Source organism: Acinetobacter amyesii, from assembly GCF_002018365.1.
Lineage (GTDB): Bacteria > Pseudomonadota > Gammaproteobacteria > Pseudomonadales > Moraxellaceae > Acinetobacter > Acinetobacter amyesii.
Genome location: NZ_MVKX01000011.1, coordinates 76851 through 92088 on the forward strand (window position 1 = coordinate 76851; position 15238 = coordinate 92088).

The 15238-nt window shown below is 41.5% G+C and carries 12 protein-coding genes and 1 pseudogene; 8 read left to right on the forward strand and 5 right to left on the reverse strand.

Features of this window, described 5'->3' with window-relative positions; translation table 11 throughout:
* The first annotated feature begins 9 nt into the window (after nt 1-9).
* The 5 genes from B1202_RS14970 to B1202_RS14990 all read left to right on the forward strand — a co-directional run bounded on the left by B1202_RS14970 (nt 10) and on the right by B1202_RS14990 (nt 6867).
* Nucleotides 10-1275: an efflux RND transporter periplasmic adaptor subunit gene (locus tag B1202_RS14970; RefSeq protein WP_078191394.1), complete on the forward strand. Its 1266-nt coding sequence runs from the start codon at nt 10-12 to the stop codon at nt 1273-1275.
* A gap of 12 nt (nt 1276-1287) precedes the next feature.
* Entirely contained in the window at nt 1288-4467 is a 3180-nt protein-coding gene (locus tag B1202_RS14975; protein WP_078191395.1) for an efflux RND transporter permease subunit, read from the forward strand.
* Nucleotides 4467-5921, forward strand: coding sequence for a multidrug efflux RND transporter AdeIJK outer membrane channel subunit AdeK (adeK, locus tag B1202_RS14980; RefSeq protein ID WP_078191396.1), 1455 nt, complete (start codon nt 4467-4469; stop codon nt 5919-5921). Before B1202_RS14975 ends, adeK begins: the two co-directional genes overlap by 1 nt.
* 151 nt (nt 5922-6072) lie before the next feature.
* Nucleotides 6073-6429 carry a YbjQ family protein gene (locus tag B1202_RS14985; RefSeq protein WP_078191397.1) on the forward strand — a complete coding sequence of 119 codons (357 nt, stop codon included), beginning with the start codon at nt 6073-6075 and terminating at the stop codon, nt 6427-6429.
* A gap of 3 nt (nt 6430-6432) precedes the next feature.
* Nucleotides 6433-6867: a YbjQ family protein gene (locus tag B1202_RS14990; RefSeq protein WP_078191398.1), complete on the forward strand. Its 435-nt coding sequence runs from the start codon at nt 6433-6435 to the stop codon at nt 6865-6867.
* A gap of 288 nt (nt 6868-7155) precedes the next feature.
* Here the strand turns inward: B1202_RS14990 and B1202_RS14995 are convergent, their stop codons facing one another.
* A complete protein-coding gene (locus B1202_RS14995) occupies nt 7156-7962 on the reverse strand; it encodes an SDR family oxidoreductase (protein WP_078191399.1) in 807 nt (268 codons plus the stop codon).
* 44 nt (nt 7963-8006) lie between these two features.
* Nucleotides 8007-8678: a hypothetical protein gene (locus tag B1202_RS15000; protein WP_078191400.1), complete on the reverse strand. Its 672-nt coding sequence runs from the start codon at nt 8676-8678 to the stop codon at nt 8007-8009.
* A 184-nt stretch (nt 8679-8862) separates the two neighbouring features.
* Between B1202_RS15000 and B1202_RS15005 the strand changes: the two genes are divergently transcribed.
* The 3 genes and pseudogenes from B1202_RS15005 to B1202_RS15015 form a co-directional block, all read left to right on the forward strand.
* A complete protein-coding gene (locus B1202_RS15005) occupies nt 8863-11757 on the forward strand; it encodes a valine--tRNA ligase (protein ID WP_078191401.1) in 2895 nt (964 codons plus the stop codon).
* Nucleotides 11758-11818: 61 nt separating this feature from the next.
* Nucleotides 11819-12421 carry a hypothetical protein gene (locus tag B1202_RS15010; protein ID WP_078191402.1) on the forward strand — a complete coding sequence of 201 codons (603 nt, stop codon included), beginning with the start codon at nt 11819-11821 and terminating at the stop codon, nt 12419-12421.
* A gap of 12 nt (nt 12422-12433) precedes the next feature.
* Nucleotides 12434-12610: pseudogene (locus B1202_RS15015) on the forward strand (hypothetical protein); the annotation flags it as partial.
* Nucleotides 12611-12655: 45 nt separating this feature from the next.
* Here B1202_RS15015 and B1202_RS15020 read toward each other — a convergent pair.
* From B1202_RS15020 to B1202_RS15030, 3 genes are all read right to left on the reverse strand, one after another.
* Nucleotides 12656-13381 carry a hypothetical protein gene (locus B1202_RS15020; RefSeq protein WP_143221624.1) on the reverse strand — a complete coding sequence of 242 codons (726 nt, stop codon included), beginning with the start codon at nt 13379-13381 and terminating at the stop codon, nt 12656-12658.
* Nucleotides 13382-13641: 260 nt separating this feature from the next.
* A complete protein-coding gene (locus B1202_RS15025; protein WP_078191405.1) occupies nt 13642-14013 on the reverse strand; it encodes an endonuclease domain-containing protein in 372 nt (123 codons plus the stop codon).
* A gap of 181 nt (nt 14014-14194) precedes the next feature.
* Nucleotides 14195-15229, reverse strand: coding sequence for a molecular chaperone DnaJ (locus B1202_RS15030; RefSeq protein ID WP_078191406.1), 1035 nt, complete (start codon nt 15227-15229; stop codon nt 14195-14197).
* Nucleotides 15230-15238: the final 9 nt, after the last annotated feature.

Consider the following 15238-nt stretch of genomic DNA (forward strand, 5'->3'; position numbering starts at 1 on the left):
GGTGGAACAATGATGTCTGCAAAGCTTTGGGCTCCTGCCCTGACTGCTTGCGCATTGGCAACAAGTATTGCACTTGTTGGTTGTAGCAAAGATCCTAAAGATGCACAGCAAGCTGCTGCTGCACAGCAAATGCCACCAACTGAAGTCGGTGTCATTGTTGCCCAACCGCAAAGCGTTGAACAATCTGTTGAACTTTCAGGCCGTACATCTGCCTATGAAATTTCAGAAGTACGTCCACAAACCAGTGGTGTAGTACTGAAACGTCTATTTGCAGAAGGCAGCTATGTTCGCGAAGGACAAGCCTTGTACGAGATCGACTCACGTACAAACCGTGCTTCAGCTGACAGTGCTCGTGCTGCTTTAACACGTCAACAAGCTAACTTAAACGTGTTACGTGTTAAAGAAGGTCGTTACCGTCAGCTTGTTGGCTCAAATGCGATTTCAAAACAAGAATACGACGATATTGTTGCTCAAGTTAAACTGGCTGAAGCAGATGTTGCGGCATCTCAGGCAGAACTTAAAAATGCAGAAATTAACCTAGGTTACTCAACTGTACGTGCGCCAATTTCAGGTCAAACCAACCGTTCTACAGTCACAGCGGGTGCATTAGTTACTGCATCTCAAGCTGATCCATTGGTAACAATTCAACGTCTTGATCCAATGTACGTTGACATTAACCAATCAAGTGCTGAACTTCTTCGTCTACGCCAACAGTTAAGCAAAGGCAACTTAGACAGCAGTAATAACACCAAAGTGAAATTACGTCTTGAAGATGGTAGCGAATACCCAATTGAAGGTCGTCTTGCATTCTCTGATGCGAGTGTGAACCCTGATACAGGTACGGTTACGCTTCGTGCTGTGTTCTCTAACCCGAACCATTTATTGCTTCCGGGTATGTTTGCCAATGCTCGTATCGTTCAAGGTGTGATTCCAAACGCTTACCTTATTCCACAAGCTGCTATTACACGTACCCCTACAGGTCAAGCAATGGCAATGATTGTGAATGCAAAAGGTGCTGTAGAATCTCGTCCTGTAACAACAGTCGGTACTCAAGGTGCAAACTGGATCGTGACTCAAGGTTTAAACACTGGCGATAAAGTGATTGTTGACGGTATTGCGAAAGTGAAAGCTGAGCAACAAGTTGTAGCCAAACCGTATCAACCTCAGGCTGCTGCACCTCAAGGTGCTCAACAACCTGCTGCAGCAAAGCCAGACGCTAAAGCCGCAGAACAAGCAGCGCCTAAAACTGAACAAAAAGCTACTTCAAACGCATAAGGAGTAGACTGAATGGCTCAATTCTTTATTCATCGCCCCATTTTTGCGTGGGTGATTGCATTGGTAATTATGCTAGCGGGTGTACTCACGCTATCAAATATGCCAATTGCACAGTATCCGACCATTGCGCCGCCAACGGTTTCAATCTCTGCGACTTACCCTGGTGCGTCTGCAGAAACAGTTGAAAACACCGTAACCCAAATCATTGAACAACAAATGAATGGTTTGGATGGCTTACGTTATATTTCGTCAAACAGTGCGGGTAACGGTCAGGCATCTATTACATTGAACTTTGAACAAGGGATCGATCCAGATATCGCCCAAGTTCAAGTCCAAAACAAACTCCAGTCTGCGACAGCGCTTTTACCTGAAGACGTACAACGTCAAGGTGTAAAAGTCACCAAATCTGGCGCAAGCTTCCTACAAGTTGTAGCATTTCACTCACCGTCAGGTAAGTTGACTGCGGACGACATTAAGGACTATGTAAACTCGAATATTTCTGAACCTCTCAGCCGTGTGGCAGGTGTAGGTGAAGTCCAAGTATTCGGTGGTTCTTATGCGATGCGTATTTGGCTAGATCCAGCCAAAATGGCAAACCTACAAGTTACACCGAGTGATGTGGCTGCGGCTATCCGTACACAGAATGCTCAGGTAGCTGTTGGTCAGTTAGGTGGTGCGCCTGCAACTGAAGGTCAAGTCCTGAACGCGACTGTTACAGCACAAAGTTTGTTGCAAACACCTGATCAATTCAAAAACATTTTCTTACGTAACAGTGCCAATGGTGCTCAAGTCCGTATAGGTGATGTAGCACGTGTTGAATTAGGTGCGGACAACTATCAGTTTGACTCTAAGTTCAACAACAAACCTGCAGGTGGTGTAGCGATTAAACTGGCGACTGGTGCGAACGCATTGGATACAGCTGAAGCTGTTGAAGCACGTTTAAAAGAGCTACGTCCAAACTACCCTGAAGGTTTAGAAGACACACTTGCATTTGATACAACACCATTCATTAAATTGTCTATTGAAAGTGTTGTACATACCCTTGTAGAAGCCGTGATTCTCGTATTCTTTGTGATGTTCTTGTTCTTACAGAACTGGCGCGCAACGATTATTCCGACATTGGCTGTACCTGTAGTTGTATTGGGTACATTTGCTGTCATTAACATGTTTGGTTTCTCGATCAACACACTCACCATGTTCGCGATGGTACTGGCGATTGGTCTCCTCGTGGATGATGCGATTGTTGTCGTAGAGAACGTTGAACGTGTCATGGTCGAAGATCATCTTGACCCTGTGACTGCAACTGAAATCTCAATGAAACAGATCTCAGGTGCCCTCATCGGTATTACCTCTGTGTTAACCGCAGTATTCGTACCGATGGCATTCTTCGGTGGTACTACAGGTGTAATTTATCGTCAGTTCTCAATCACGCTGGTAACAGCAATGATTCTGTCATTGATTGTGGCATTGACCTTTACCCCTGCCCTATGTGCGACCATGTTGAAACAACATGATCCAAACAAACCTGAAAGCAACAACATCTTTGCCCGTTTCTTCCGTTGGTTTAACAGCTCTTTTGATAAAATTGCGCATAAATACCAAGGCGGCGTGAACTTCATGACACACCACAAGATTTTCTCTGGTGTGATTTATGCGGTTGTGATCGGCTTGTTGGTACTTTTATTCCAAAAATTACCATCGTCATTCTTACCTGATGAAGACCAAGGTGTCGTGATGACCCTTGTACAGTTACCACCGAATGCTTCACTTGAGCGTACGGACAAAACTGTCACTGCAATGACCAATTACTTCCTGAAAAACGAAGAAAAATATGTCGAATCTGTATTCAGTGTTGCCGGCTTCTCGTTCACAGGTGTGGGTCAAAACGCAGGTCTTGCTTTCGTCAAGTTAAAAGATTGGGAAGACCGTACATCACCTGAATCTCAAGTGGGTGCGATTATTCAACGTGGTATGGCATTGAACATGATCGTGAAGGATGCTTCATACATCATGCCAATCCAATTACCAGCCATGCCTGAATTGGGTGTAACTGCTGGCTTCAACTTGCAGTTAAAAGCTTCTGCAGGTCAAACCCATCAACAACTTATCGATGCCCGTAATATGGTGCTCGGTATGGCTGCTCAAGATAAACGTCTCATGGGTGTTCGTCCTAACGGCCAAGAAGATACGCCACAGTACAAAATCACGATTGACCAAGCTCAAGCCGGTGCTATGGGTGTCAGCATTGCTGAAATCAATACCACAATGGGTATGGCATGGGGTGGTTCTTACATCAACGACTTCGTTGACCGTGGTCGTGTGAAGAAAGTCTATGTACAGGGTGAAGCTGCAGCACGTATGATGCCTGAAGACCTGAACCAGTGGTATGTTCGTAACAACCAAGGCACAATGGTTCCATTCTCGACCTTCGCTACTGGCGAATGGACTTATGGTTCACCACGTCTTGAACGTTATAACGGTATCGCATCTGTGAACATTCAAGGTTCACCGGGTGTGGGTGTAAGTTCGGGAGACGCGATGAAAGCGATGGAAGAAATTGTACAAAAACTTCCTTCGATGGGCGTTCAAGGCTTTGACTATGAATGGACTGGTTTATCTCTAGAAGAACGTGAGTCTGGCGCACAAGCACCATTCCTATACGCACTTTCATTGTTAATCGTCTTCCTCTGTCTTGCTGCCTTGTATGAAAGCTGGTCTATTCCGTTCTCAGTATTACTGGTTGTACCATTAGGTGTATTGGGTGCGTTATTACTGACTTTCCTTGGAATGGTGTTCTTCAAAAATCCAAACTTGGCGAATAACATTTACTTCCAGGTGGCTATTATTGCCGTCATTGGTTTGTCCGCGAAGAATGCGATCTTGATCGTAGAATTTGCCAAAGAACTTCAAGAAAAAGGTGAAGATCTGTTTGACGCAACTTTGCATGCCGCTAAAATGCGTCTACGTCCAATTATCATGACCACTTTAGCCTTTGGTTTTGGTGTACTTCCTCTTGCGCTTTCATCGGGTGCAGGTGCAGGTAGTCAGCACTCTGTAGGTTATGGTGTATTGGGTGGCGTAATCAGTTCTACCCTACTTGGTATCTTCTTTATTCCTGTGTTCTACGTATGGATCCGAAGTATCTTTAAGTACAAACCAAAACAACAAAATAATCAGGAGCATTTATCGTGATGCAAAATGTATGGTCTATTGCAGGTCGTAGCATTGCGGTTTCTTCACTTGCGCTTGCTTTGGCTGCCTGCCAAAGCATGCGTGGTCCAGAGCCGGTTGTTCAGACCAATATCCCCGAAAGCTACACAGCAAGTGCTTCTGGCACTTCTGTGGCTGAGCAAGGATATAAAGATTTCTTTGCTGACCAACGTCTGGTACAAGTTCTTGACTTAGCTTTAGCCAATAACCGTGACCTGCGTACCGCAGCTTTAAATATTGAACGTGCACAGCAACAGTACCAAATCACTGCCAATGGTCAATTACCAACCATTGGTGCAAGTGGTAGCGTACTTCGTCAAGACACGTTGAATACGCAAAAGCCTGTAACTTCTTACAATGTCGGTTTAGGTGTCACTGCCTATGAACTTGATTTTTGGGGTCGTGTACGTAGCTTAAAAGACAATGCCTTAGATAGTTACCTTGCAACTGCAAGTGCCCGTGATGCAACGCAAATTGCGCTCGTGGGTCAAGTGGCTCAAGCATGGTTAAACTATGCGTATGCCAACTCAAACTTGAAGCTTGCGGATCAAACATTAAAGGCTCAACTTGAATCTTATAATCTCAACAAAAAGCGTTTTGATGTTGGTATCGACAGTGAAGTTCCTGTTCGTCAGGCTCAAATTTCTGTAGAAACTGCACGTAATGATGTTGCGAATTACAAGACTCAAATTGCTCAAGCGCAAAACTTATTGAACCTATTAGTGGGTCAACAAGTGCCTGCGAACTTGCTTCCAAACCAACGTGTCAATCGTATTACTTCGACCAATACCATTGGTTCAGGTATTCCAAGTGACTTGTTGAACAACCGTCCAGATGTACGTGCAGCTGAATATAAACTGTCTGCTGCTGGTGCGAACATTGGTGCAGCTAAAGCACGTCTGTTCCCTACGATTAGCCTGACAGGTTCTGCGGGTTATGCTTCAACGGACTTAGGTGATCTATTTAAATCAGGCAACTTTGTATGGTCTGCTGGCCCTAGTCTAGATATTCCAATCTTCGACTGGGGTACACGTCAGGCCAATATTAAAGTTTCTGAAACTGACCAGAAAATTGCATTGTCTGATTATGAAAAATCAGTTCAGTCAGCTTTCCGTGAAGTGAATGATGCGCTTGCAGTTCGCCAAAACATTGGTGACCGTATTGCAGCACAGCGCCGTTTAGTTGATGCAACCAATACAACGTACAAACTATCAAATGCTCGCTTCCGTGCTGGTATTGATAGCTACCTAACTGTACTGGATGCGCAGCGTGCATCTTATGCAGCTGAGCAAGGTTTGTTGCTGCTTGAACAAGCAAATCTCAACAACCAAGTTGAATTGTATAAAACACTTGGTGGCGGTATCAAAGCCAACACTTCTGATGCTGTGCAATACCAACCCTCTACTGCTGAGCGTAAAGCGGCATCAAAACAATAATTTGATTTAGCCTAGTCAGTAATATTTGAAAAGCTCACTTCGGTGGGCTTTTTTCATTTTTAGATCGAAGCTTCAAAATAAAAATGAACATATTGCTTTTTGTTGAAGAGTTTCCTATCTTCAATTCACCTTTTTATATTGATAACTAAAAATGCTTTTAAGTAATCTTGAATCTGTTCCAGGTCATACCATTACACAACAACTTGATGTCGTTTATGGCAGTACTGTCCGCAGTAAACATGTTGGTCGTGACTTTATGGCTGGCCTAAAAAATATTGTGGGTGGTGAGCTCAAAGGTTATACAGAACTACTCGAAGAATCCCGTCAAGAAGCCATGAGCCGTATGATTGATAAAGCACGTGCCTTAGGGGCGAATGCGGTCGTCGGTATCCGTTTTTCAACCTCAAATATTGCTCAAGGCGCCTCTGAGTTATTTGTATATGGCACGGCTGTTCGCGTAGAAGCCAACTCAGAAAAACTCCCAGACCCATTTCCAACTCAGGACTAAGTCATGGATGCCTTTATTTTTAAAGTCCTGATCTTTGTGGTGCTCTTTTGTATTGGTTGGGGCTTCGGTCGCCATATCGAACAAAAGCATCTCAAAGAACTCGAAGCTCAAGAAAAGCGTTTATCGCATATTCAAATAGACAACAACCGCTTTAAAACTACTGAACATTTTGGACAACTGATTTCGAGTAATGTGGTGATTTCACATGATTATTTTAAATATGTGATTGCCAATATTCAGAACTTCTTTGGCGGACGTTTGACTAGTTATGAAAGCATTGTCGATCGGGCACGTCGTGAAGCCGTGGTGCGTTTAAAACAAGAAGCTGAAAAAATGGGCGCAACGCAAATTATGGGCCTGCGTTTAAGCACCACTGAGCTGGGTATGCAAGGTGGCATGGTCGAAGTCTTTGCGTATGGGACTGCTATTCAAAAATAGTTTATGCTTTAAAATGCGCACTGGGTGTAAATCAAGAATAGTGGATTTTACGCCCGTTAATAAGAAAAATGATGGGCTATGTTTTAGGTAGAATTGGCGGATATTGGGCGTATTGCTAGGTCCATTCACCTTATTGATTGAGCAGCAACAAAGCGAAAGTTCAACAGCAGATTAGCGCAATGCTTGATGCTGAATTCAATGCATGATCATATGGGTATCGAATGACGCTTAATTTTTATAAGCGTCATTTAGCTACGAACTTGATTTTATAAATGTAAAATTAAGCCCTTATTTCACTTTGGTTTTACGAATCATTTTATACAACGTTGTCGGTGATAAACGTGACACCCAAACACCGAGCTTTTCTTTAGAACCACCCACCACGATGTATTCTTCCCCACGTTGCAAAGATTGCACTACTGTTTCGGCAAACTCATTGGCCTCTAGACCATTTTCAATAGCTTCATCCTGATGCCCTTGTGGCTTGCCTGCACCATTGAGTGCATTAAATGAAACATTGGTTTTGACAAATCCAGGGAAAATCACCGATACGCCCACCCCTTGATCCGCCACTTCTGCACGTAGACTGTTTGCCCACATATGAATGGCAGCTTTTGCAGCAGAATAGGTCGCGCGGTACTGTGTCCCTAATAAGCCTGCAACACTAGAAACAAAAGCAATTCGACCAGACTTTTGCGCTAAAAAAGTCGGTAAAACGGTTTTAGTCAAATAGACTTGCGAAAAATAATCTACTTCCATGATGGCACGTTCAGTTTGCATAGTCGTATCCGTGATCAATGCACGCTGACTCAATCCCGCATTATTGATTAGCCAATCAATTCGGCCTTTATGCGCAAGGACTTGTTCATAAGCATGGCGAACTTGTTCTTCATTGGTAATGTCTGCACACACTGAAAGATGCTGATCTGGATGTAATAATGAAACCCGGACTTTTTCCAACTCTTCAAATCGACGTGCGGTCAAAATGACCTGTGCCCCTTGCAAAGCACATTCTTTCGCTAAAGCTTCACCCAAACCTGAAGATGCCCCAGTAATCCATACCACTTTTCCGTTCAAATCATCACGTTTTGCCATTTTGACATCCTTTTAAATAACTAATTTATTCATTTATATGTATTTTATGCTTTATGTAGTACAGGCTCATTGTTCAAAAACACCATAAAATGGTCAAAATACTGACTCATCGATTGTGCATCATAAATTTTGCCGAGTTTATCGAAGCGTTTATAACCGAGTTGCGTGGTGAGATTGATGACACCAGTTAAAGTCTTATCCACCACCATATTAAATTTCAGCATTTTTTTCGGTTCACGCACCAAATGCGTCACCCCTGCATCGACCACTTGCGTGAATGCTTTCAACGCAAGCGGCACATATTGATTTTGTCCATCTTTCATCTGACTGACATAGCCTAGCAAGTCAGTCGCTAGAGAGGCATCGATCGGGTAATGCATAAAATGCTGACCCTCTTCGCTATAAAAACGTCCATATAAATAATTCACCATCGGTACAAGGCGGTCATTGCCGAAAAAAGACACTGACCACGGCATATATTTACGGGTCGTTTCACGTATTTGCTGAATAATTTTTTCGGATTCATTGTCTCCAGACTTATTCATGCGCGCCATTTGACCAAAAACTTGATCTAAAATTTCACATGCAATATCCGCTAGATTATCCCCTAAGGCTTTGGACTGACTTTCTGTTTCACCCGCGTTGAGTTTTTGATGAATCGCCTCAAAACGTTGATATGTCGTAGGTTGAATCTTTAAAGAAATAGAATAAGTCATTTGATATTGCTCCTTTTATCTTAGTTTTGGGATCAATGGATACTTCTTATCTTAGGTCCTATCATACGGACTCTTTTATTTACTGCCAAATCCTAAAAGTTAACATTCGCCCAACATCCCTAATACACCATTTTTTTTGCTACAATAGATCTAATTTTTTATCCACTTTTGATCTGTTTAGACTATGACTGATTCAGCGCAAAATATTGCTACGACCTACGATCCGACCGAGATCGAAAAAAAATGGTACAAGACTTGGGAAGAGAGAGGCTACTTCAAGCCATCTCAAAAAGGTGATTCATTCTGTATTATGATTCCGCCACCAAACGTCACCGGTAGCTTGCACATGGGTCATGGTTTTAACAATGCCATCATGGATGCGTTGACTCGCTACAACCGTATGTCTGGCAAAAATACCCTTTGGCAGCCGGGTACCGACCATGCGGGTATCGCAACGCAAATGGTTGTTGAACGTCAATTGGGCGCAGAAGGCATCAGCCGTCACGACCTTGGTCGTGAAAAGTTCATCGAAAAAGTGTGGGAATGGAAAGAACAATCTGGCGGTAACATTACCCGTCAAATTCGTCGTCTAGGTTCATCTGTAGATTGGTCACGTGAACGCTTTACGATGGACGAAGGTTTATCAAATGCTGTGAAAGAAGTATTTGTTAAGCTACATGAAGAAGGCTTAATTTACCGCGGTAAACGCCTAGTCAACTGGGACCCTAAACTACAAACTGCCCTTTCTGACTTAGAAGTTGAGTCTGATAAAGAAGAAGCAGGTTCATTGTGGCACTTCAAATACTTCTTTGAAGACAAATCAATCCGCACCCACGACGGTAAAGATCACATTGTCGTTGCGACGACTCGTCCTGAAACATTATTAGGTGATACAGCCGTTGCAGTTGCCCTTGATGATGAACGCTATGCAGCGCTTGTTGGCAAAAACATCATCCTACCTATTACAGGCCGTGCTGTTCCTATCGTTAAAGACGAATATGTAGACAAAGAATTCGGTACAGGCTGTGTGAAAATCACCCCTGCACACGATTTCAATGACTATGAAGTGGGCAAACGCTGTGAACTTCCAATTATCAACATTTTCAACAAAAATGCTGAAGTGTTGGCTGAGTTTGAATACATCGCGAAAGCGGGCGAACAAATTTCTAAAACCATTCCTGCTCCAGCGGACTACATTGGTTTAGAACGTTTTGCTGCACGTAAGCAATTGGTAGCTCAAGCAGAAGCTGAAGGCTGGTTAGACCAAATTCAACCGTACACATTGAAGCCACCTCGCGGTGACCGTTCAGGCGTGATCGTTGAGCCACTATTAACAGACCAATGGTATGTGAAAATTGCGCCACTTGCTGAGCCTGCAATTAAAGCAGTGAAAGATGGCGAAATTAAATTCGTTCCTGAGCAATATAGCAACATGTACATGGCGTGGATGAACAACATCCAAGATTGGTGTATCTCACGTCAATTGTGGTGGGGTCACCGTATCCCAGCTTGGTACGATGCTGAAGGCAACGTATTTGTAGGCCGTGATGAAGCGGAAGTTCGTGCGAAAAACCGCATTGCACCTGAAGTTGAATTGAAACAAGACGAAGACGTGCTTGATACATGGTTCTCTTCTGGTCTTTGGACGTTCTCAACTTTAGGTTGGACTGGCGACGCGGCGAAAGATAAAGAAAACTACTTCTTAAATACTTTCCACCCGACTGATGTACTGGTAACTGGCTTTGACATCATTTTCTTCTGGGTTGCCCGCATGATCATGATGACCATGCACTTCATGAAAAATGAAGACGGCACACCACAAGTGCCGTTCAAAACTGTGTACGTTCACGGTTTGGTACGTGATGGCGAAGGTCAAAAAATGTCTAAATCTAAGGGCAACGTGCTTGACCCATTAGATTTGATTGACGGTGTGGATCTTGAAACTTTAGTACAAAAACGTACTACAGGACTCATGAACCCGAAACAAGCAGCTAAGATTGAAAAATCAACCCGTAAAGAATTCCCTGAAGGCATTCAATCTTACGGTACTGATGCTGTACGTTTCACTTTCTGTGCACTTGCAAACACTGGCCGTGACATTAAGTTCGACATGAAACGTGTTGAAGGTTACCGTAACTTTGCCAACAAAATCTGGAACGCTACCCGTTTCGTGATGATGAACTGCGAAGAGCAAGTGATTGGTCAAGAAGTTCGTCAAGACCTTTGGGAATTGCCTGAACAGTGGATCGTAAGCCGTCTGCAAAAAGCGGAACAAGCGGTGCAAACAGCATTCGCGACTTACCGTTTAGACTTGGCTGCGCAAGCGATTTATGAGTTCATTTGGAATGAATACTGTGACTGGTATGTCGAACTGACTAAGCCTGTTCTAAATGACGAAAACGTATCGGTTGAGCGTAAAGCTGAAGTACGTCGTGTTCTGCTTGCTGTGATGGAAGCGTCTTTACGTTTGGCTCATCCGTTGATGCCTTACCTAACAGAAGAAATCTGGCAAACACTTGCGCCGAAACTGAACATTTCTGGCGAAACAATCATGTTGGCGCAGTATCCTGTTGCTGACCAAGCGTTAGTGAATGAACAATCTGAAGCAGATATGCAATGGCTTCAAGGTTTGATTGGTGCGGTACGTAACATCCGTGGTGAGATGGGTCTAGGTAATGCACGTTTATTGCCTGTTCTACTTCAAAATACGACGGATAGCGAGAAAGCACAGATCACGCGTATTGAAGCGTTATTCACTGCATTGGCTAAAGTTGAAAGCATTACTTTCCTTGCTGATGGCGAACAACCGCCATTGTCTTCATCTTCTGTAGTGGGTCATGTGTCTGTATTCGTTCCAATGAAGGGTTTAATTGACCCTAAAGCGGAATTGGGCCGTCTGCAAAAAGACTTAGACAAGGTTCAAAAACAGCATGACCAAATTGCGACTAAATTGGGCAATGAAGGTTTTGTGGCGAAAGCACCTGCGGCTGTGGTTGAAGGCGAGAAAGTAAAACTTGCTGAGTTTGCTGACCAGCTAGCGAAGATTAAAGCGAATATGGAGCAAATTGCAGCGCTTTAAGGTGTTGTTAATTTAATCTGATTTGTGTATAAAGGGCTGATTATTCAGCCCTTTATTTTTTATGAAATATCATCGCGAAGAAGAACTCAAAAATAAGCTAAATCATTTTTTTATAACACAATTTTCACTTCCTGAAGAAGATTACTATAATCGCCTTGATAGTGAAAAAATTATTTCTTTAAAAATGGCTCTGTCTGATATCAACAATTTATTAACCATGAAAATCACTATTTCGTTTATTAACTGGATTTCAGAAAAGTTTAATATTTCTCATACTTCAAGAGAAAAAATATTGGATGAAATTTTAGCTACGAAGCCGAGTACTAACGGCTATGATATTGTTTCAAACGAAATTATAAAATTAATAGGCGAAGTCAAATGTAACATTCCAATAAATGGTGGAATCAAATATGGATCAGCTCAACGTAATGGCATAAGTAAAGATTTAAATAATCTTCTTTATGGAAAAACTAAGTCCAAGTTTGATACCAATGACTATCTAAAATTTATGGTTTTTTTAGAAAATGAATCTGTAAGATCTGCTAACCAACATTACATTCACCTATCAAAAGAATTCAGAGAAAAAATAATAGTTGTTGATGAAAAAACTATATTTGATCGAAAGGACTGCGTTTATTTGATACATATAAATTTTATCAATTGATTTTAATTATAAAAAGACCTTCATAAGGTTTATAAGCAACATGACCAAATTGCCACTAAACTTGGCAATGAAGGTTTTGTGGCTAAAGCACCTGCTGCAGTAGTTGAAGGCGAGAAAGTTAAACTTGCTGAGTTTGCTGATCAGTTAGCGAAGATTCAAGCGAATATGGAGCAAATTACAACGCTTTAATGTGTTGTTAATTTAACCATATTTGTAGTATAAAGGGCTGATTATTCAGCCCTTTATATTGTTAGAAGAAAATTTCAAATTCTCAAATTTCACTATTTTATAATCTAATTTTTCCTTTCCACTTTTCAGATTAATTAACACTACTTGATCATTGAAATAAGTTAGAATTCTCCAGTCTTCCTGATTTGTTAAATTCTCACGTTCTACTCTTACTAAGTTACTTTTCTTAATATCTAAATCAATTTTAGATTGATAATTACCCACAGAAAAACAAGATAAAAATATATAAATCAAAATACTCATATCATCTACAGAAAATCTTTTATTAATCTCTCTATAAACTAATGCAGTTGAAGTAAAAAATAAGAGGGTTATTAATGATGAAAGCTCTCTAAAATTTTCATTAAACTGTAATACTCCATTGAATATTACGGTTGGTAGCCATGCAACCAATATCCATGTTTTGGAATAGTTTTCTTTAATATCTTTATAACCTAGAGACTGAATTAATATATTAAAAATAAATGCCAATAAACACCCTAAAAGAAAAAGTATATAAGACAAAACAAAACATATTATTAAATAGCTTGCTGATTTAAACGTTGACATAATCAGCATAGATATTGACACATCTTTTATTAGAAAGTCTAAACCAAGAGCATGAAAATATGCATAAATATTAGCACCACCGATCACAACTAAAAGAATAGTTATTAAAACCATGATTTCAGATGGTTGCATTTCTAATAATCTTTTTCTTAACTCCCCCACATCACCCCCTATTAAATATTTTTAAAATATAATTAAATTATAAACTTAGAATCATGTAAATATATTTTACAATCTCTTATAAATCAGTGCTACTCATCCCATAGGGAGAGGAAGCATCATTTAATTTAGTACCTACATCAATTTTATATTGGAGCTCCCTCTCCTTTTAGGAGAGGGTTAGGGAGAGGTGCTTTTTGTTTTTTCCATTATGAATTCTACCCTCACCCTAGCCCTCTCCCCGAGGGAGAGGGAATTTTCCATTATTGATTAACTTTCAGCTTAATACATAAATTCCACAAATCTTCCAACACCACATCCGTCCTCCCCAACACATCATAATTCCAATATCGCACAACAGTTAAACCCAAAGCCTCTAAAAACTTAGTTCGCTCAGCATCGTATTCAATCGCATCATTCGTTCCATGCTGACTACCATCCAACTCAATCACTAAACCAATTTCATGACAGTAAAAATCCACAATATAAGGTTTGATCACATGCTGACGACGAAATTTCAGGTTCATAAAACGCTTGGCCCGTAGAATTTGCCACATGAGGTTTTCAGCATCGGTGGCAGTGTGGCGCATGGTTTTGGCGAATATTAAAAGTTGGGGGGCGAGTTTATTGTTCATTACGTTTTGTTTTTTATTATTTTAATCAGATTATCAAATTTTATTACCTCTCCCTAGCCCTCTCCCACAAGGAGAGGGAATATTCATTATTAAGCCGATTGATGGTATTTAATTAGATGCAGCTCCCTCTCCCTTTGGGAGAGGGTTGGGGTGAGGGAAACGTGCTTTTAATAAAAAAGCATCAAAGTACATTCTGTGCCAACAACACTTCCAGCCCCTTCACCTTCTCCATATATTTCAGCCGTTCTTTTTCCCACTTCACTTGTTCTTTCAACACCGAAACATCACCATCAATCACCTTATACACATCTTTCACCTGCATATTCTTCGGCTTTGGCTTTTCGCTCCAGTGGAAACTATCTGTGATGTCATCAATCTGACTGGTAAGGCGCTGGCTTTGCGCTTCAAGCGCCATTTTATAAAACTTTAAATGTTCATCAGTTAAGGCTTTAGGGCTTTTACCTTTGTTCGTTTCAAGCTGTAATTGCAGCTTCAGTAAATAAAACAAATCCTGTGCTTCATGGGCTTGGTTCACCACTTGCAGCAACTCGGTTTTTTCGGCTTTTTTAGATTCATCAGGTTCACGGTCAGGGTGAATCATGGCGGTGATTTTTAAATACACCGTTTTAAGCGACTGTTCGGCAAGCTTCTCCGCTTGCTCACGTTTTTGCTCTAGGCGTTTCCGCTGATGTTCTTCTTTCTCACGTTGATATTGTTCGCTGTCCCACGCTTCATAAGACTCATGTTCTTCTGCAGCTTCCTGTTCTATATCAACATGGCGTTCTGCTTTGCGCTGTTCTGCTTGTGCTGACTTGGCTTTTTTATTCGGCTTTTGCCTATGTGCATGATGCTGCTGATAAAAGGAATCCACTTCAGCAACCTTTTCAAGTTCGGCAGTATTTAAGTAATTGGATTTTTTCAACTGCTTTGCCAGTTTCGTAAGCTTCTCATCGAGCTGTGCTAAATCTGCTTTGGCAAAGTCTTCTTGCTGTAGATGCAGCCAAAGCTGTGCAAGCTGACGGTAGTACACCGCATGCAAATCACGATAGATCGGCACAAGTTTGAGTTGGATATAACTTTGAATTTCACTTTTGGCATTTTGCCAAAGCGTTAAATCTTGTTTTTGCTGTTCAATTTGCTCAATCAGTTTATTCAGCTTTTTATGCTGTGGGGATAAAGCTTCAGCACTCGGGAGTAAACTGACTTTTTTGCTCAAAAGACATAA